18 protein-coding genes are annotated in these 16,750 nt (G+C 68.2%); 7 read left to right on the forward strand and 11 right to left on the reverse strand.

What is annotated here, in order from left to right:
* Positions 1 to 100: 100 nt before the first annotated feature.
* Positions 101 to 1,579 (forward strand): lipopolysaccharide biosynthesis protein, encoded by a 1,479-nt coding sequence (locus SPI01S_RS15710; RefSeq protein ID WP_066724588.1) that lies wholly within the window; start codon positions 101 to 103, stop codon positions 1,577 to 1,579.
* A 6-nt stretch (positions 1,580 to 1,585) separates the two neighbouring features.
* Here SPI01S_RS15710 and SPI01S_RS15715 read toward each other — a convergent pair whose 3' ends face one another.
* Positions 1,586 to 2,014 carry a CBS domain-containing protein gene (locus SPI01S_RS15715; RefSeq protein WP_066724590.1) on the reverse strand — a complete coding sequence of 143 codons (429 nt, stop codon included), beginning with the start codon at positions 2,012 to 2,014 and terminating at the stop codon, positions 1,586 to 1,588.
* Between the two features lie 69 nt (positions 2,015 to 2,083).
* Between SPI01S_RS15715 and SPI01S_RS15720 the strand changes: the two genes are divergently transcribed.
* Positions 2,084 to 2,380: a hypothetical protein gene (locus tag SPI01S_RS15720; protein WP_066724593.1), complete on the forward strand. Its 297-nt coding sequence runs from the start codon at positions 2,084 to 2,086 to the stop codon at positions 2,378 to 2,380.
* Positions 2,381 to 2,385: 5 nt separating this feature from the next.
* Here SPI01S_RS15720 and SPI01S_RS15725 read toward each other — a convergent pair whose 3' ends face one another.
* The 6 genes from SPI01S_RS15725 to phhA all read right to left on the reverse strand — a co-directional run bounded on the left by SPI01S_RS15725 (position 2,386) and on the right by phhA (position 8,066).
* Complete coding sequence (locus SPI01S_RS15725; protein WP_066724596.1) at positions 2,386 to 3,951, reverse strand: DUF4139 domain-containing protein; 1,566 nt, start codon at positions 3,949 to 3,951, stop codon at positions 2,386 to 2,388.
* Between the two features lie 4 nt (positions 3,952 to 3,955).
* The gene (locus tag SPI01S_RS15730) at positions 3,956 to 5,338 is read right to left on the reverse strand and encodes a DUF4139 domain-containing protein (RefSeq protein ID WP_066724599.1); all 1,383 of its coding nucleotides are present in this window, start codon (positions 5,336 to 5,338) and stop codon (positions 3,956 to 3,958) included.
* A 109-nt stretch (positions 5,339 to 5,447) separates the two neighbouring features.
* A complete protein-coding gene (locus SPI01S_RS15735; RefSeq protein ID WP_066724604.1) occupies positions 5,448 to 5,771 on the reverse strand; it encodes a DMT family transporter in 324 nt (107 codons plus the stop codon).
* Positions 5,771 to 6,250, reverse strand: a complete 480-nt coding sequence (locus SPI01S_RS15740; protein WP_066724607.1) for a GNAT family N-acetyltransferase — start codon at positions 6,248 to 6,250, stop codon at positions 5,771 to 5,773. The genes SPI01S_RS15735 and SPI01S_RS15740 overlap by 1 nt, the downstream gene beginning before the upstream one ends.
* The gene (locus SPI01S_RS15745; protein WP_066724610.1) at positions 6,247 to 7,137 is read right to left on the reverse strand and encodes a DMT family transporter; all 891 of its coding nucleotides are present in this window, start codon (positions 7,135 to 7,137) and stop codon (positions 6,247 to 6,249) included. The genes SPI01S_RS15740 and SPI01S_RS15745 overlap by 4 nt, the downstream gene beginning before the upstream one ends.
* A 62-nt stretch (positions 7,138 to 7,199) precedes the next feature.
* Entirely contained in the window at positions 7,200 to 8,066 is an 867-nt protein-coding gene (phhA, locus tag SPI01S_RS15750) for a phenylalanine 4-monooxygenase (RefSeq protein WP_066724614.1), read from the reverse strand.
* A 71-nt stretch (positions 8,067 to 8,137) separates the two neighbouring features.
* Between phhA and SPI01S_RS15755 the strand changes: the two genes are divergently transcribed.
* On the forward strand, positions 8,138 to 8,866 hold the full coding sequence (locus SPI01S_RS15755; protein WP_157084742.1) for an esterase/lipase family protein: 729 nt from the start codon (positions 8,138 to 8,140) through the stop codon (positions 8,864 to 8,866).
* Here SPI01S_RS15755 and SPI01S_RS15760 read toward each other — a convergent pair.
* Entirely contained in the window at positions 8,863 to 9,708 is an 846-nt protein-coding gene (locus SPI01S_RS15760; protein ID WP_066724625.1) for a S1/P1 nuclease, read from the reverse strand. The genes SPI01S_RS15755 and SPI01S_RS15760 overlap by 4 nt on opposite strands.
* 100 nt (positions 9,709 to 9,808) lie before the next feature.
* Between SPI01S_RS15760 and hisS the strand changes: the two genes are divergently transcribed.
* The 4 genes from hisS (at position 9,809) to SPI01S_RS15780 (ending at position 14,203) form a co-directional block, all read left to right on the forward strand.
* Positions 9,809 to 11,059, forward strand: coding sequence for a histidine--tRNA ligase (gene hisS, locus SPI01S_RS15765; protein WP_066724628.1), 1,251 nt, complete (start codon positions 9,809 to 9,811; stop codon positions 11,057 to 11,059).
* A 103-nt stretch (positions 11,060 to 11,162) separates the two neighbouring features.
* A complete protein-coding gene (gene prfA, locus SPI01S_RS15770; protein ID WP_066724630.1) occupies positions 11,163 to 12,236 on the forward strand; it encodes a peptide chain release factor 1 in 1,074 nt (357 codons plus the stop codon).
* Between the two features lie 9 nt (positions 12,237 to 12,245).
* Positions 12,246 to 13,070, forward strand: a complete 825-nt coding sequence (prmC, locus tag SPI01S_RS15775; protein ID WP_066724632.1) for a peptide chain release factor N(5)-glutamine methyltransferase — start codon at positions 12,246 to 12,248, stop codon at positions 13,068 to 13,070.
* A gap of 263 nt (positions 13,071 to 13,333) precedes the next feature.
* Entirely contained in the window at positions 13,334 to 14,203 is an 870-nt protein-coding gene (locus tag SPI01S_RS15780; protein WP_066724635.1) for a DUF4167 domain-containing protein, read from the forward strand.
* 132 nt (positions 14,204 to 14,335) lie between these two features.
* On the opposite strand, the gene SPI01S_RS15785 is transcribed toward SPI01S_RS15780, so the two are convergent.
* The 3 genes from SPI01S_RS15785 to ppa form a co-directional block, all read right to left on the reverse strand.
* Positions 14,336 to 15,478 carry a CehA/McbA family metallohydrolase gene (locus SPI01S_RS15785; protein WP_066724638.1) on the reverse strand — a complete coding sequence of 381 codons (1,143 nt, stop codon included), beginning with the start codon at positions 15,476 to 15,478 and terminating at the stop codon, positions 14,336 to 14,338.
* 41 nt (positions 15,479 to 15,519) lie between these two features.
* The gene (locus SPI01S_RS15790) at positions 15,520 to 16,044 is read right to left on the reverse strand and encodes a DUF1345 domain-containing protein (protein WP_066724823.1); all 525 of its coding nucleotides are present in this window, start codon (positions 16,042 to 16,044) and stop codon (positions 15,520 to 15,522) included.
* A 140-nt stretch (positions 16,045 to 16,184) separates the two neighbouring features.
* A complete protein-coding gene (ppa, locus tag SPI01S_RS15795; RefSeq protein ID WP_066724643.1) occupies positions 16,185 to 16,724 on the reverse strand; it encodes an inorganic diphosphatase in 540 nt (179 codons plus the stop codon).
* Between the last annotated feature and the right edge of the window lie 26 nt (positions 16,725 to 16,750).

Below are 16,750 nucleotides of genomic sequence, written 5' to 3' on the forward strand. Positions count from 1 at the left end.
GAGAAAATGAAACTTTCTGTCGTTTTCGTGACAATGCCCCTGAAAATGGCGGAAAACCGTGCTTTACGGCTTCTCAATCGGCGCGTGCGATAGCGGGCTGGTGACCGAATCAACGCTCGAATCGCCGAATCAGGCCCCGGAATCGCTCCGAAACCAGGTTCGGAAGGCGGTGATCTGGCGTTCGGGCACCCAGATTCTGGGGCAGCTGCTCACCTGGTCGTCGACCTTCCTCGTCATCCGCATCCTCGCGCCGGCCGACTATGGGCTGTTCGCCATGACGCAGGTGGTGCTGGTGCTGCTCAACATGTTGAACGGCTATGGGCTGGCGAGCGCGCTGATCCAGCGCGAGGATGCCGGGCATCGTGCCCAGCGCCAGCTGTTCGGCATGCTGCTGCTGCTGAACGGGGGACTCGCGCTGCTCCAGTTCGCCGCCGCGCCAATTGCCGCAGCCTATTATCGCCAACCGATGGTCGCCGAGCTGCTGCGCGTGCAGGCGCTGCTCTACCTGGCCACCCCGTTCATCGCGCTCCCCTATGCACTGCTCGCCCGCAGCATGGATTTCGCCAGGCAGGCGCAGGTCAATTTCGTCTCGGCCTTGGCCGGCGCGATCACTGCGCTGGTCGGGGCCTATGGCGGCTGGGGCGTCTGGACGCTGGTCGCCGCGCCGATCATGCTGTTCGCCACGCGCGCGATCGGCATGACGGTCGCGGCACGCACGCTGGTCTGGCCGAGCTTCGACTTTCGCGGGGCGGGGGACATGGCACGCTATGGCGGGGTGATGGCGACCGGGCAGATCTTCTGGTTCCTCCAGAGCCAAGCCGATGTGTTCATCGCCGGACGAATGTTCGATCCGCACCTGCTCGGCATCTACACGACCAGCCTGTTCCTCACCCAGATCTTCGTGTCGAAGTTCGTGCCGCCGCTGAACGAGGTCGCCTTTTCCGCCTATGCGCGGATGCGCGACGATCCCGACGCGGTGGCGGCGGCGTTCGTGCGCGGCGCGCAGTTGATCCTGCTCGCGGCGATGCCCTTCTATATCGGGCTGGCGGCAACCGCCGAGCCGCTGGTGGCGGTGGCGCTGGGCCCGAAATGGGCAGAAGCGGCGCCGGTGGTGCACGGCCTCGCGCTGGTGATGCCGCTGATGACCTTGCAGGTACTGTTCGCCCCTGCGAGCGATGCGCGCGGGCGGCCGGGAATCAGTGCGCGGAACGGCGCTAGCGGGGCGCTCCTGCTGCCGATCGCCTTCCTGGTCGGCGTGCACTGGGGAATATCGGGCCTGGTCGCTGCCTGGTACGTCGCCTATCCGCTGTACCTCGCCCTGTCGGCGCGCCGCACGCTGCCGGCGATCGGCGTCTCCTATACACGATTGGCGCGGGCGATCGCGCCGCCGGTGTTCGCGGCGCTGGCGATGGGGTTGATCGTCACGCTGGTCGACCGCGAACTGCCGCCGCTCGCCCCCCTGCCCCGGCTGGCGCTGCTCGTCGGCATCGGGGGCGCGAGCTATGTCGCGGTGCTGTTCGCCTTCGCCCGCAAGACGCTGGCCGGCGCGATCGCCCTGGTGCGCAATCGCGCCGGCTGAGCCGCGTCAGGCCGTCTGGATATAGGCGCGCATCGCTTCGGCCTCGGATTCAATACGATCGATCCGGTACTTCACCAGATCGCCGATCGAGATGAAGCCGATACACGCGCCCTCGTCGATCACCGGCAGATGGCGGATGCGCCGCCGCGTCATCAGCGCCAGCGCGCCCAGCACCGTCTCTTCCGGCCCGACCGTGATCGCCGGCGCCGTCATCACCCGGCTGACCGGCAGCTCCAGCCCGATCGCGCCTTCGCGTTCGATACAGTGGATCACATCCCGCTCGGAAAAGATTCCGGCCACCTGCCCGTTTTCGAGTACCGGCACCGCGCCGATGCGGCGTGCCGCCAACAACGCCACCGCCTGCGCGACAGTGCTGGTAGAGGCAATCGACACGACGTCGCGCCCCTTGCCTTCGAGGATTGCCGCGATGGTCATCGCATTCTCTCCTTGGCTTTCATTTTTTAGGCGTTGTGTATCCCATGAATCCGCCCAAGTTGCAAAACCATGGAACGCCCCGACGGACTCGACGATCCCCAGTATGCCGCCTTCGCCTGGGGGCGGTTCCGCCGCATCCTGTGGGGAATGGCAGTGGCAGCGGTGCTGGCCGCGGGGCTTGCCGAATACTGGCTGTGGGCGGCGATGGGCGAGCTGCACATCGTCACCGCGATCGCCACCTTTCTGGGCGTGTTCTTCACCATCATGATGGCGGCGGCCTTGATGGGCCTGATGTTCCTCAGCTCGGGCAGCGGGCATGACGCCCAGGTGGAAGACCCGCTGAAGGACGAAGTCGACCTCGACTGACGGGATCAGCGCGCGAGACTGCGCGTCGCGTTCAGCACGGCCGTGCCGTTGGCCGGCACGATCACGCGCCAGGTCTTCACGCCCTTGCGTTCGACCAGCGGCGCATCGGCACTCACGTTCGGATACGGGATCGGCAACTCGAAAGTAACCGGCGCGTCGTGGGCATTGCTCACCTCGATGCGGAACGCCTCGCGCCGCCGGCCGGCGGGCTGGCCGATCACGGTGTAGCGCACATCGCTGCTGGTCCCCGGCAGGAGCTCGACCTCTTCCCCTACCGCGCGATCGGCGAGATCCGATTCGCCCAGCAACACCGGCGCGCCATCCCGTTCGGCGAACAGCGCGAGCTTGCCGGCGGGAAGGGGCAGGCCGAGCCCCTCGCTCGTGCGATTCTCGGCGCGCAGCACGATGGCAGTAGGGCTGCTCGGCGGCCGCGCCTCCCCCACGCTGTACGGCAGCGACGGAAAGGCGCCGCGATAGATCCTGGCAATCTTCACCGATTCGCGGTGGAGCAGGGCCACCTGCTTGGTGGACAGCGCGGCGACGGTCACCGGCTCGGGGACGCGGTAGAGCTTGAGGTCGCCCAGTTCCTCCTGCTGCGCCATCATCATAGGGGGCGGCGGCGGGGGTGGCGCTGGGGCGGCCTGAACACGCCCGCGAATGCGGCTGCCGGTGACGACGATCTCCAACGCGCCGATGTCCTCGGCGACGACGCTATCGACGAAGCGCGGTGGCGGCGGGCCTGCCATCGACGTATTGCCCAGCGGCCAGCACTGCAGCCGCAGTTCGGGCGCGGCGCCGCGCGGCAACGGTGCCGCCCGCCCCTTGTTGACCTTGCCCGCAACCGCGCTGGTCCGCGCATCGGCAAAGCCCTGGCTGCCGCCGTTCACCACCGTCATCCAGCCGAACAGGTCGAGCGTATCGCCCTCCCCAAGCCGCGCGACATAGCTCGCCGACCAGTCGAAACCCTGCGCCAGATAGGAAAGCTGCACCGTGACCCGCTGTGCGGTCGCGCTGTCGCTGGTCACCGACAGCGTCGGCTTCGCGGCGAGATCCTCGGGTACGCCGGGATAGCGGATCGCCTCCGGCAGCCCCGAACAGCCGAGCGCCTCCACGCCTTGCGGGGTGCTGAGCAGCACCCCGCCGTCCGGGCCGGCCTGGATCACGGCGTCGCTCTCGGTCACCTTGCCGGTCGCCCGATCGGTGCGGCGCACGATAACGCTGCGCTTGAGATAGGCGTCGACCAGCGTGGCCGGGCCGAGCAGCCGGGCGTCGCGGTTCTTCTCCCCCACGCCGTGCGGCAGGCCGGTGACGATCGCGGTTTCCGGCATCATGCCTTCGGACACGCCGACGAATCGAATCACCGATGGTCCCGCAGGGAGCGGGATCGTCCGCGTCTCGGTGACCAGCGCATAGCCGCCGGGCCAGCCCTGGCCGGGCTCCACCTGGCGGTGCACGTCGCGGTATAGCGTCACCGCCACCGCGTCGGGCTTTTCCGAGAGCACCAGCGCCTGCGCACCCGCCGGCGCAGCGATCAGCAAGGCGAAGACGCCGAAGGGGATGCGGCCAAGCATCGGATCAGTAGCGGCTATCGAACACCACGGTCACCGATGCCTTGCCGTTGGCCGGCACCGGCACCTTCCACTCCATGCGATCGGCCGAGATGCGTTCACCGGCAAGGCTCTGCTCGAGCACGCGAACGTCGCCCCACAGGCCGGTCTGGGCGAGATCCACCGTCACCGCATCGGCGCGGGCATTGGTGAAATCATAGCGCATCGTCGTCTTCCACCGCCTGGAAGAGAGCTTGCGGCGCTCGACCACCACCGCCGCGCCCTTCACGTCGAACGCCTCGCCGGTGCGCAGCGACATGGCCGAGCCCATTGGCGCCGCCTCCACCCGGCTTTCGCCGATGAACTGGGGCTCACCCTTCCGATCGCGCATATAGACACGGATCGTCCCGCTCGGCAGCTGGTCGCCCAGCCCGCCATTCTTCGCGGTCGAGAATTTCAGGACCGTCGCGGCGCTGCGCGGATCGCTGTCCGCACCCAGCCAGCCATTGGTCCATTCATAGGTCTTGCGCGCCGGCGCGCCCTTCACGTCGAGAAAGCTGACCTGCTTCTGCTGGGCATTGGCGATCGTGGTGCGGCGGCCGAGCGGATAGAAGATATAGTCGCCCAGCCGTTCACGCGGACCCGTCTCCGTACCCGGCGTCTCGACGGTCGTGTCGTTCAGGCGGCCGAAGCCGGTGTTGCCGCTGGGGGCGCCGGCGACCAGCGTCACGTCGGCATTGGTGTAGCTGGTGCCGGTATTGTTGGTGAGGGTGATCCACCCCTGCATGTCGATCGCGCTCTTCGCCTCGTCGAACAGCATCACATAGTCGCTGGTCCAGCCCAGGCCCGGCGTGAGGTAGCTGAGCGTCGTGGGCACCCGCCCGCCGCTCGCCACCTGGAGGGTGACCGAAAGCGTGGGGCGCGCGCGGAGATTTTCCGGCACCTTGTCGAAGATCACGCGCACCGGCAGCCCGTCGTCGCGCAGCACCTCGATGCGCGGGCCGATCTGGAGGACGATGCCGCCATTGGCGGAAAGCACCCGCGCCTGTTCGCGCGTCTCGGCGCCGGTCGCGGGATTGGTGCGCACGATGGTGACGACCGAGCCGACCGCCTTTTCCATCAGCTTGTAGGGCGTGAGCAGGTCGAAATCGAAATTCTGCTCGACGATCCCGATACCGGGACCGGAAAGCGTGACCGTCGCCGGGCGGATCTGCGCCGAGACGTCGGGGAATTCCTGGCGTACGCGGCCGGCGGCGAGGTCCAGCGTGCGCACGTCCTGCACCAGCGCCTGGTTGTTCTGGTAGATGGTGATGGCAAGGTCGCCCTGGGCGGTCTTGTCCGGCGCGGGAATCTGCTGGGCCTGCGCGCCGAGCGGCCACGCCGCCGCGAAAAGCCAAACCGCACGCCGCATCACCGATCCTCCCCCTGTTTGCGAACGGACCTAGCACACGCCGCGGGCCCGGCCAGCAGCTTCTGCGCGATTCTTCGGAAACGCTAGCGCAGGCCCGCGTCGATCGCGATCAGTGCCCGCCGCCCGCCAGCCGAAGCCCGGCGATGCAGGCGACCAGGCCCAGGATCAGCAGGATGCGCACGCTACTCACGGGCTCTCCGAACCACAGCATCCCGACGATCACCGTGCCGAGCGCGCCGATGCCGCCCCACACCGCATAGGCGGTGCCGAGGGGGATGGTGCGCGAGGCCATCTCCAGCAGCGCCATCGACGCGGCGATGCAGCCGAGAAAGGCGAGGGTCCAGGGAATGTTGCGAAACCCGTCGGTGAAGCGCATGCAGGTGGTGAAGCCCACTTCGCACAGCCCGCCGAACAGCAGATAGAGCCAGCCCATCAGCGGCCCGCCAGCCTGACGAGCGCGTCGCCGGTCACGCGCTGCACCGTCCACTCGTCCATCGCCTGCGCGCCCATCGCGCGGTAGAGATCGATAGCCGGCTGGTTCCAGTCGAGCACCGACCATTCGAACCGGCCATAGCAGCGATCGACCGCGATTCCCGCCAGATGCCGCAGCAGCGCCTTGCCGACCCCGGCCCCGCGCGCGGCCGGGGTGACGTACAGGTCTTCCAGATACATGCCCGGACGCCCGGTCCAGGTGGAGAAGTTCTGGAAGAACAAGGCGAAGCCCAGTGCCGTGCCGCCCGCATCCTCGGCGATCACCGCCTCGGCGGCCGGGTGCGGACCGAACAAGGCGGCTTGGAGCATCGGCTCGGTCGCGAGCACCGCATCGGGCTCGCGCTCGAAGGCGGCCAGCTCGCGGACGAAGGCGAGGATCTGGGGGACGTCGGCAGGGGTGGCGGGGCGGATCCGGGTCATGCAGCGGCCTCGGTCTGGGGAGCGGGGGCGACGCGGCCGCGGATCGCGGCCAGGCACCCGAGGATGATGAGCAGCGCGCCTGCGACCGTCCAGCCCGAGACGCGCTCGTCGAACACGACATAGCCGAGCAATGCCGCCCAGACGAAGGCGGTATATTCCACCGGCGCCAGCAGCTGCGCCTCGGCATGGCCATAGGCCCAGGCGAGCAGCACCGCGGAGACCGAGCCGACCAGCGCGGCGCCGAGGATCCACGGCCACAGGTTCATCGAGGGCATCGCCGAGAACCACGGCGCGCCCGGCAGCATCACCAGCGCCAGGACGAGGCTGGTGAACAGCGCGACTTCGATCGGATCGGCGATCTGCGCCTGTTGCCGCAGCAGGATCAGGCTGCCGGCATAGAGGATCGAGGCGACGAACACCGCGATCGAGCCCAGCACGACGTCGGTGGAGGCATGCGCCTGCGCCTGCCCGGCGGCGATGGTCAGCACGCCCAGGCTGGCGATCACCGACCCGCCGATCGCCGCCTTTCGGATACGCTCGCCGAGAAAGGCGGCGGCGAGGAACATCGCGATCAGCGGCGCAAGAAAGGTCAGCGCGATCCCCTGCGCCATCGTCACGCGGGCGAGGCCCCAGAAGAACAGCACCACCGAACTGCCCGCCAGCACACCGCGCGCGAAATGGAGCTTGAGCGCCGGCCGCCCCGGCCAGGGCGTGCGCCGGAGCAGGAAAATCGGCCCCAGCAGCACGATGGCGCCGACCGAGCGCCACAGCACCGCGCTATAGGCGCCGTGCGCGATCGACATGCCCTTCATCACCGCGTCCATCACCGAATAATTGGCGATGCCCAGCGCAGCGACGAGAAAGGCAAGGCGGGGCGAACGGGACATGGAGGTGCGGGTAGCGGGAGGCTCGCCAGATTGCGAGCCCCTTCCGCCCCGCCGCTTGCGTGTCAGCCCTTCCCCTCGGCGTACGCCTGCGTCCCCCGCGTGATCACCCCGTCCGCCGGCAGGATCGCCGCGATCGGGATGTCGGGCTGCGCGAGGATCTCGGCATAGAGCGGTGCGAAATCGGTCTCCACCGTCTCGCGCAGCAGCGCCTCGAAGCTCGGGATCACGAAGTAGTTCTGCTGGAAATCGTCGATTCGGTACTCGGTGCGCATCACCCGCCGCATGTCGAAGCGCAGCCGGTTGGGGCTGTCGCTCTCCAGCGCGAACACGCTTTCGGCCGAACTCGACACGATCCCCGAGCCGTAGATGCGCAGCCCCTCCGCCTCCTCGACCAGCCCGAACTCGACCGTGTACCAATAGAGCCGCCCAAGCTGCTTGAGCGCGCCCAGCTCCAGCGCGCGCATGCCGCCGCGGCCATAGGCCTCCAGATAATCGGCGAACACCGGATCCGCGAGCATCGGCACATGGCCGAACACGTCGTGGAACACGTCGGGCTCCTGGATATAGTCGAGCTGGTCCGGCCGACGGATGAAATTGCCCGCGACGAAGCGTCGGTTGGCCATGTGATCGAAGAACACATCGTCCGGCACCAGCCCCGGCACCGCGACCACCTGCCAGCCGGTGAGTTTCATGAGCCGCTCGGACAGTTCTTCGAAATTCGGAATGCCCGATTCGGAGAGCCGCAGCGCCTCCAGCCCCTTGAGATAGGCCGAGGAGGCCCGCCCCGGCAGCAGCTTCGCCTGGCGCGCGAACAGCTTGTCCCAGGTGGCATGTTCCTCCCCCGTGTACGCCGACCAGTCCTGCGGGATCGTCCAGTCCGCCGCCGCACCTTCGGGCGGCACTTGCAACACGTGCGTTTCCTTATTCATGGCGAAGGCATAGCATCGCCGGCAGAGTGGCGAAACGGCGGGCAGGTGCCTGCCGGCCCATGGAACGCAAGATGCCGCCGGCCTGGCCTGTCCCCGAAACCCCTCGCGATCCCCCGCCCCGCCTGACCATGCTGATAGAGGCACCGCGTGCCTTTTATGGCCTGGCCGAACTCGCCACGCGCTGGCGGGCGCTGGGTGACGCCCCACGGGGCGACGGCCATGCGGTGATGGTGCTGCCCGGCCTGTTCAACAGCGACCGGGCCAATATCGTCCTGCGGCGCCACCTTCGCCGCCTGGGCTACCAGGCCGTGGGCTGGGGCATGGGCCGCAACCTCGGCGCGCGCACGATCGGCACCGATGGCGAGCGACTGATGGCGCGGATCGCCGACCTCCACGTGCAGACCGGCAAGCCGATCACCCTGATCGGCATCTCGCTCGGCGGCATCATGGCCCGCATCGCGGCGCATCGCCATCCGGAGCAGGTGCGCGGGGTGATCACGATCAGCTCGCCCTTCGCCGGACATCCGAGCGCGACCAATGTCTGGCGCCCGTTCGAATGGCTGAGCGGCGAGCGAATCGGCGATCCGGCGGTGCTCGATCGGCTGGCCGAGGCGGCCGCGCCGCTGCCGGTCCCCTCCACCGCGATCTGGAGCCGCAGCGACGGGCTGGTCAACGGCCTCACCTGCCGCACCGATCGCTGCGACGCAGTCGAGGTGCGCAGCAGCCATCTCTGGGTGCAGATGCGCGCCGAGGTGCTTGCGGCCGTCGCGCAGGCGCTGGCCGAGCAGCGTCCCGCCTAAGCCAGCGCTTCGTCCAGCAGCTTCGCCAGCCGCAGGCCGCCGCGAACTACCTGGTCGCGGGCGACCGGCACCAGCTTCGCCAGCGTCGCCTCGTCGAGATGCGCCGGATGCTGGCCCGGGGTGCACACCGCCTCGCCCGCAGCGCTGGGGTAGACCACGTCGCGCGCGACCTGCCAGCTTTCGCGGCTCCAGTCCTCGACGCTGCCGCCCCACACGGCATTGCGCTCGCTCGCCGAGTAGGCGCGCACCGGCGAGGGCGGCTGCGAGATCGCGCGCTCGGCGAGATAGCCGTCCCACACCGAATGGAGGTTGAGCTTGGCGCTGGTGAAGGCGCCGTAGTTGGTCTTCACCTGGTTGCCGCCCAGGTCGCTGTGATCGCCCGCGTGGAGCGGCTGGTGCAGATCGCCGACGAAATGGACGAGGAAGGCCAGCGCCATCACCCGCTCGCGCACCGGCACCTTCGGATCCTTGAGCAATTTCACGTCGCGCTCGATCTGCGCCGACACGCAATTGCCGTCGCGGCACGGCGGCTTGAGGTCGAACGGCTTGCAGATGTCGATATTCTGATAGTGCCACGAATAGGCATAGCTGAAGCGCGGCCCCAGCGTCTTGACGCAGTCCGCCCACACCGCCGCCTGCTCGATCGTGTTCGCCGGGCAGGTCGGCGTCTCGAGCAGCGCCTGCCGCTTGAGCAGCGCATCGATCTTCGCGCGCACCGCCGGGGTGACGTTACGATAGGCGATCGCGCCCACGGTCTCGTGACCATATTCCCAATAGGCGGAAGCGGGCGAAGCGGCGGCGAAACCCAGCAGCGCGGCGAGGACAAGCAGGATGCGACTCATGCGGTTCGCCCTAGGCCCGGCGCGCTTCCGCTTCAACACACAGTGCTTCCCCTTGGCCGCATTGCGGCGCGCTCCAAACCAGCCTAATAGCCGCGCCCAAATGGCACGTATCCAGACCCCCCAGCGCATCCGGGGCACCCAGGACATTTTCGGTGAAGACCAGCGGCGTTTCGCCGCGGTGCTCGAGAAGTTCGACCAGGTGCGCAAGCTCTACTGCTTCCAGCGGCTCGAGATTCCGATCTTCGAGGCGACCGGCGTGTTCGCCCGCTCGATGGGCGAAACCTCGGACGTCGTCTCCAAGGAGATGTACACCTTCGAGGACCGCGGCGGCGATTCGATCACGCTGCGTCCCGAATTCACCGCCGGCATCGCGCGCGCCTATATCAGCGAGGGCTGGCAGCAGTTCGCGCCGCTGAAGGTCGCGACTTCGGGCCCGGTGTTCCGCTACGAGCGCCCGCAAAAGGGCCGCTATCGCCAGTTCCACCAGATCGACGCTGAGATCATCGGCGCGCCCGAACCCGCCGCCGATGTCGAGCTGCTGGTGCTGGCCGACCAGCTCCTGAAGGACCTCGGCATCGCCGACGGCGTGACGCTCCAGCTCAACACGCTGGGCGACGCCGCGACGCGCGACGCCTGGCGCACCGCGCTGGTCGCGCATTTCGAGGCGCACAAGGCCGAGTTGTCCGAGGACAGCTTGGCGCGGCTCGAGAAGAACCCGCTACGCATCCTCGATTCGAAGGATCCGCGCGACCGCCCGATCGCCGACAGCGCACCGGACATCGACGCGTATCTGACCGACGAGGCCGCTGCCTTCTTCAAGGCGGTGACCGATGGGCTCGACGCCGCCGGTGTCGCCTGGACGCGCAATGCACGGCTGGTGCGCGGGCTCGATTACTACCGCCACACCGCGTTCGAGTTCGTCACCGATCGGCTGGGTGCGCAGGGCACCGTGCTGGCCGGCGGCCGCTATGACGGGCTGATCGGTTCGCTGGGCGGGCCGGAGACCGCCGGCGTGGGCTGGGCAGCGGGCGTCGAGCGGCTGGCGATGCTGATCGAGGAGCCCAAGGCGGCCTCGATCCAGGTCTATGTCGTGGTCGAGGACGATCGCGTGCAGGCAGACGGTGTGCGTGCGGTCTCGGCGCTGCGCCGTGCCGGGCTGGCGGCCGAGCTGCTCGCCACCGGCTCCCCGCGCAAGCGGTTCGACAAGGCGGTGAAGAGCAACCCCGATGCGCTGCTGTCGCTGGGCGTGGCCGATGGCGCGACGTCGAAGCGGCTCAAGGTCAATGCCGGCGACGCCGCCGCGATCGACGCGGTCCTGGAGACGATCGCTTGGGCGGGTCCGAGCGCATGAGCCAAGCCGTCATCCCAGCGAACGCTGGGATCTCCCGTAGCATGTCCCACCCTAGCAGCCTGCTGTTGGAGACCCCAGCGTTCGCTGGGGTGACGGATAAGGCATGACCCGCATCCCCCCGGACCGCATTGCGGCGATCGAGGCGCGGCGGGACGAGTTGCAGGCGCTGATGGCGTCGGGCGAGCTCGGCGGCGATCGCTTCGTCCAGGTCTCGAAGGAATATGCCGAGGTCGAGCCGGTCGCGGTCGCGGCGGGCAAGGTCCGGCAGCTGCGCGCCGAGGGGCAGTCGCTCCAGCAGATGACGCAGGACGCCGATGACGAGCTGCGCGCGATGGCGGTGGAGGAACTCCGCGCCAACGAAGCCACGCTCGCCGATGCCGAACGCAAGCTCGCGCTCGCGCTGCTCCCGCGGGATTCGGCCGACGAGCGCCCGGCGCTGCTCGAAATCCGCGCCGGCGTGGGCGGCGACGAGGCCGCGCTGTTCGCCGGCGATCTGCTGCGCATGTACCAGCGCTATGCCGATCGGGTGGGCTGGCGCACCGAACTGATCTCGGCCAGCACCTCCGAAGCCGGCGGCTATAAGGAAGTGGTGATCGGCATCACCGGCACCGGCGTGTTCGCGAAGCTGAAGTTCGAGAGCGGCGTCCACCGGGTGCAGCGCGTACCCGCCACCGAGGCGGGCGGCCGCATCCACACCTCCGCCGCCACCGTCGCGGTGCTGCCCGAGGCGGAAGAGGCCGACGTGCAGATCGACGACAAGGATCTGCGCATCGACATCTACCGCGCCTCCGGCCCGGGCGGCCAGGGCGTCAACACCACCGACAGCGCGGTGCGGATCACCCATCTGCCCACCGGCATCGTCGTGATCCAGCAGGACGAGCGCTCGCAGCACAAGAACAAGGCCAAGGCGATGAAGGTGCTCCGCACTCGCCTGTACGAGGCCGAGCGCGAGCGGCTGGCGGCCGAGCGCGTCGGTGCGCGGCGCTCGATGGTCGGCTCGGGCGATCGTTCGGAGCGGATCCGCACGTATAATTTCCCGCAAGGCCGGGTGACCGACCACCGGATCAACCTGACGCTGCACCGCCTGCCCGAGATCCTCGAAGGCGAGCTCGACGAACTGATCGGCGCGCTGGTCGCGCAGGACGAGGCCGACCGGCTTGCGCAGCTGGATGGCTGAGATCCTCCCGTGAGCGCGCGCAGTGTGCGTGCAGCGCTTGCCGACGCCGCCCGCCAGCTGGAATCCGTTTCCGACACGCCCCGGCTCGACGCCGAGCTGCTGATGGCCCACGCGCTCGACACCACGCGCGACGTGCTGCTGCTCGGCCGGCTGGACGATCCCGCGCCGGAGGGTTTCGCCGCCCTCGTCGCGCGCCGGCTGACCCACGAACCGATCGCCTATATCACCGGCACCCGCGCCTTCTGGACGATCGACCTCGCCGTCGGCCCCGGCGTGCTGATCCCGCGTCCCGACAGCGAGACGCTGATCGAAACCGCGCTCGCCTGGTTCGGCGACCGCACGCCCGTCCGCATTCTCGATCTCGGCACCGGGCCCGGCACGCTGCTGCTCGCGGCATTGGCCGAATGGCCCGAAGCGCTGGGCCTCGGCGTCGATGCCTCGGAGGTCGCGCTTGGTTATGCCCGCCGCAATGCGGAGGCGCTGGGAATGCGCGCCCGGGCCGACTTCCGACCCGGTGACTGGACCAAGGGAATCGAAGGCCGCTTCGACCTGATCCTCGCCAACCCACCCTATATCGGAACGGCGGAGCCGCTGCCGCCGCAGGTGCTCGACCACGAACCGGCCGAAGCGCTGTTCGCCGGCAGCGACGGGCTGGACGATTATCGCCGCATCATCCCCGCACTTCCCGCCCTGCTCGCGCCCGGCGGTGCCGCGATCCTGGAGATCGGATGGACCCAGGGCGAGGCAGTTTCTTTGCTCGGACAGGAACACGGGCTTTCGCCAAGCGTCTATAAGGACATGGGTGGAAGGCCGCGCGTGGTCCGGCTGACTTGAAACTACGCGCAGACGTCACATATTTCTGCTTGGAGAATGGTACGCCAGCGGCTAGAAGAAAGCCGGGGCGAGGCACCTTCAACCAAGTTGTTGAGATAAAGGGCTGAGGCCCGACTCCATGGTCATGTGTGCCGCTGCAGTCCGGCGGCCGTGGCAAGCGGAAGGTTCTGGGCACGCCCGGCACCGTCTGCAAACGTAACCCTGCATCCGGAACCTCGATGAATCGACGGACGGCTTTGTAAAGACAGGACAACGAGACCTTGATGAACAATCGTCAGGCCGGCCGCCGTCGCGGCCGTGGCGGGCAGCAACAACGCCAGGGCGGAAGCTCGAACAATCAGGGCAATGGTAGTCGGATCGATAACCGCGCCCGTGGTAACGCCGCCCAGTTGCTTGAGAAATACAAGAACCTGGCGCGCGATGCTCAGATGCAGGGCGATCGGGTCAACGCCGAATATTATCTCCAGTTCGCGGATCATTATTTCCGCGTTCTGAACGAGAATCGCTCGCGCTTCGAGGAGCAGAACCAGCAGCGCCGCCAGCGCGACGAGTTCGACGGCGACGAAGAAGAGTTCGAGATGGAAGGCGAAGCCGGCCGCGAGGACGAAGGCGACGCCCCGCGCCAGCAGCAACCGCAGCAGCCCCGCCGCGAGCGCGAGCCCCGCTACGAACGCGACGCCCGCGAACCGCGCGCTGACCGTGAGCCGCGTGGCGAGCGCGAACCGCGTGGCGACCGCGAGGCCCGCGAACCGCGCGCCGAGCGTGAACCCCGTGAAGCACGACCCGAGCGCGCGCCCCGCGAGCAGCGCACGTACCGCGACGATCGTCGCGAGCGCACCGACGGCGCGGCGAACGGCCATGCCAACGGCAATGTGATCGAAGCCGCCCCGGTCGAGGCAGCGCCTTCTTTCGAAGCGCCCGTCACCGAGGACGCCGCCGAAGCACCCCGCCGCCGCGGTCGTCCGCGTCGCGAGGCGCCGGTCGAAGCGGAGACGTCGCACGGTATCGACCTCGCGGTCCTTCCCCCGGCAATCGGTGCGGACCCCGCCCCGGCCGGGGACGAGGAAGCCCCGAAGAAGCCCCGCCGCCGTCGCACCACCAAGAGCGACGAGGCCGAAGCTCCCGTCGCCTGAGGCGCGGAACACCGGCAAAGAAAAAGGCCCGCTTCCGAAAGGAGGCGGGCCTTTTTCGTTTCTGCCGTTGCCCGCGAGATTGCGCCCGCTGGCGTGTCTCCCCTCCCCCCGGCGGGAGAGGAGATGGCAGGCTCAGAATGCCGGATCGAAGTTGAAGAAGATCGGGTTGGAGATCGCCACCATAGGCCCGGCGACCTTCGCGAAATTGTCCACGCCCGGATAGGGCGTCGCCGGCCCCTCCACCTCGACGCGGTAATAGCTGCGAGCTTCGGCATCGGGCGTGTCGGCAAAGCCGACGCTGCCGTCCGCGCCCACGTCGAGCGTCGCGAACACGTCGCCGTTCTTCACCACGCGGACGTGATAGGCCCCGTCCTCGCGCTTGCCCGCCAGCTTGACGGTGAAGCGCACCGGTCCGGCCGGTGCCCTGGCATTGTCGCCCATCAGCATGTCCGCCTTGCCGTCGCCGTTCACATCCGCGGTGAGCTCGACGCGCGGGGCATAGGGATTGGCGCTGATCGACGCGCGGCCGCGGCCGATCGCGGCGATCACTGCCTCGCGGGTGCGGGCGGGCGCGAAGACCCAGGTGGTCGGCGTGCCGACATTGTTGGCCGTCGCCTCGATCGCCTGCGGTGCGGTGCTGCCCGGCACGGTGCCATGGTGCGAATCGCTGCCGCCGCGCGCGCCGATCTTCCGGCCGGAGCTCAGCATGTCGTCCCACACCATCAGGTTGGTCTTGTTCGGTGCCCAGCGGACGGTGTTCCACACCTCCAGCGAATCGACCAGGTCGTACGAATAGCCGAAATGGTCCTTGTTGGTCGGGTGGTTGGCGGAGAGGTGGACGCCCAGCCCGTCCTTCACCTTCTGCACGACCACGTCGCGGGCGTCGCGGATGTCGAACAGCTTCTTCTCGTCATAGGGCCTGGCCGAGAGGATCACGGCATGGCCGCGCACCGTCGTCCATTCCGCGCCGTAGAGGAGCAACAGCTTGTCCGATCGGAATTCGGGGTCGCTCCAAGTATGGTGGGCGGTGTCGCCGTTCACATGGTTGTCGTGGTCGCTGATCAGCAGGAAGTCGAAGCCCGCGCGCTCGGCATCGGCGATGATCCGCGCCTCGCCATGGTTGGTCGAATCCTTGCTGTGGCGCGAATGGACGTGGAGGTCGCCCTTCATCCAAACGCCCTCGGTAAGGCTGGCCACGACGAACTTGTCGTTGGTCTGGGCATAGGCAGCGGGCGCGAGCGCGGCGGCAAGCGCGAGGGCGACGACACGGAACATGTTTTCTCCGGCAGGCTGGCTTCGGGCGGACGCCCGCCGCCTCAACTACCGCCGAGAACGTTGATCGTGAAGGCCACCACGCCCAGGTTGAACACGAAGGCGGCGAGGCAGTGCAGCGTCACCACCCGGCGCAGCTGGCGCGTCGTGACCGAGACGTCGCTGGTCTGGAAGGTCATCCCCAGGCAGAAGGCGAAATAGAGAAAGTCCCAGTAATTGGGTTCGGGCGTCTTGGGAAACTCCAGCCCGCCCTTGTCGCGCCCGCCCGGCGCCTCGCTGTAGAAGAGGTGGGCGTAGTGCAGCGCATAGACGGCGTTGCTGAACGTCCAGCTGAGCGCGAGCGTGCCGAGGATCAGCACGAGCTGCATGGGCTGGGGCGCCTTGCGCTGCATCAGCTCGCTCGCGATCGCGATCAGGATGATGACGGTGACGGCGCCGGTGATTCCCAGCAGAACCAGCCGATTCGCATCGTTGTTGCAGGCCGAGCGCCGCATCGCATCGGATTGGTGCTTGAGCATCGGGATGCACAGCGCGAGGAACAGCGCCGCGCCGATATCGAAGGCGAGCATCGCCCCCGCCCGCATGCCGAACTGCGGCACGAGGAAAAACCCCGCCGCGATCGTGGTCGCCGCGAAGGCGAGAAAGCGCGGCGGCGCGAGGACATTGCCGACCCCTCGGGGTCGGGCCCCGCGCCGCCGCGGATTCCGGCTCAGGCTGCCTTGGCCTTCTTTGCGGCCTCGATCGCTTCGATCACGATCCGGCGCGCTTCGGCGGCATCGCCCCAATTGCCGATCCGCACCCACTTCTCGGACTCGAGGTCCTTATAGTGGGTGAAGAAATGCTCGATCTGCTGCAGCACGATCGAGGGCAGGTCCGAACGCTCGCCGACGTCCGAATAATAGGGGAAGGTGCTGTCGACCGGCACGCAGACGAGCTTCTCGTCGCCGCCGGCTTCGTCTTCCAACTTCAGCACCGCGATCGGGCGCGCACGCACCACGCAGCCCGGCACGAAGGGCGAGCGGGCGATGACGAGCGCGTCGAGCGGATCGCCGTCCGGCGACAGCGTGTGCGGCACGAAGCCATAGTTCGCCGGGTAGCGCATCGGCGTGTGCAGGATGCGATCGACGAACAGCGCACCGCTGGCCTTGTCGAACTCATACTTCACGGGCTCGCCGCCCGAGGGGACCTCGATGATGACGTTCAGATTGTTCGGCGGATCATCGCCGATGGGAATGAGATCAATGCGCATGATGTCTCTAACCTGTGGTTGGCGGC

Origin of the sequence: Sphingomonas pituitosa NBRC 102491 (assembly GCF_001598435.1) — a bacterium.
GTDB lineage: Bacteria > Pseudomonadota > Alphaproteobacteria > Sphingomonadales > Sphingomonadaceae > Sphingomonas > Sphingomonas pituitosa.

What these genes read in the sequence shown, in the direction of transcription:
- SPI01S_RS15715 (WP_066724590.1), bottom strand. Translation starts at nt 2,014, where the DNA reads ATGACCATCGCGGCAATCCTCGAAGGCAAGGGGCGCGACGTCGTGTCG.
- SPI01S_RS15720 (WP_066724593.1), top strand. Translation starts at nt 2,084, where the DNA reads ATGGAACGCCCCGACGGACTCGACGATCCCCAGTATGCCGCCTTCGCC.
- SPI01S_RS15725 (WP_066724596.1), bottom strand. Translation starts at nt 3,951, where the DNA reads ATGCTTGGCCGCATCCCCTTCGGCGTCTTCGCCTTGCTGATCGCTGCG.
- SPI01S_RS15730 (WP_066724599.1), bottom strand. Translation starts at nt 5,338, where the DNA reads ATGCGGCGTGCGGTTTGGCTTTTCGCGGCGGCGTGGCCGCTCGGCGCG.
- SPI01S_RS15735 (WP_066724604.1), bottom strand. Translation starts at nt 5,771, where the DNA reads ATGGGCTGGCTCTATCTGCTGTTCGGCGGGCTGTGCGAAGTGGGCTTC.
- SPI01S_RS15740 (WP_066724607.1), bottom strand. Translation starts at nt 6,250, where the DNA reads ATGACCCGGATCCGCCCCGCCACCCCTGCCGACGTCCCCCAGATCCTC.
- SPI01S_RS15745 (WP_066724610.1), bottom strand. Translation starts at nt 7,137, where the DNA reads ATGTCCCGTTCGCCCCGCCTTGCCTTTCTCGTCGCTGCGCTGGGCATC.
- phhA (WP_066724614.1), bottom strand. Translation starts at nt 8,066, where the DNA reads ATGAATAAGGAAACGCACGTGTTGCAAGTGCCGCCCGAAGGTGCGGCG.
- SPI01S_RS15755 (WP_157084742.1), top strand. Translation starts at nt 8,138, where the DNA reads ATGCCGCCGGCCTGGCCTGTCCCCGAAACCCCTCGCGATCCCCCGCCC.
- SPI01S_RS15760 (WP_066724625.1), bottom strand. Translation starts at nt 9,708, where the DNA reads ATGAGTCGCATCCTGCTTGTCCTCGCCGCGCTGCTGGGTTTCGCCGCC.
- hisS (WP_066724628.1), top strand. Translation starts at nt 9,809, where the DNA reads ATGGCACGTATCCAGACCCCCCAGCGCATCCGGGGCACCCAGGACATT.
- prfA (WP_066724630.1), top strand. Translation starts at nt 11,163, where the DNA reads ATGACCCGCATCCCCCCGGACCGCATTGCGGCGATCGAGGCGCGGCGG.
- SPI01S_RS15780 (WP_066724635.1), top strand. Translation starts at nt 13,334, where the DNA reads ATGAACAATCGTCAGGCCGGCCGCCGTCGCGGCCGTGGCGGGCAGCAA.
- SPI01S_RS15785 (WP_066724638.1), bottom strand. Translation starts at nt 15,478, where the DNA reads ATGTTCCGTGTCGTCGCCCTCGCGCTTGCCGCCGCGCTCGCGCCCGCT.
- SPI01S_RS15790 (WP_066724823.1), bottom strand. Translation starts at nt 16,044, where the DNA reads ATGCTCGCCTTCGATATCGGCGCGGCGCTGTTCCTCGCGCTGTGCATC.
- ppa (WP_066724643.1), bottom strand. Translation starts at nt 16,724, where the DNA reads ATGCGCATTGATCTCATTCCCATCGGCGATGATCCGCCGAACAATCTG.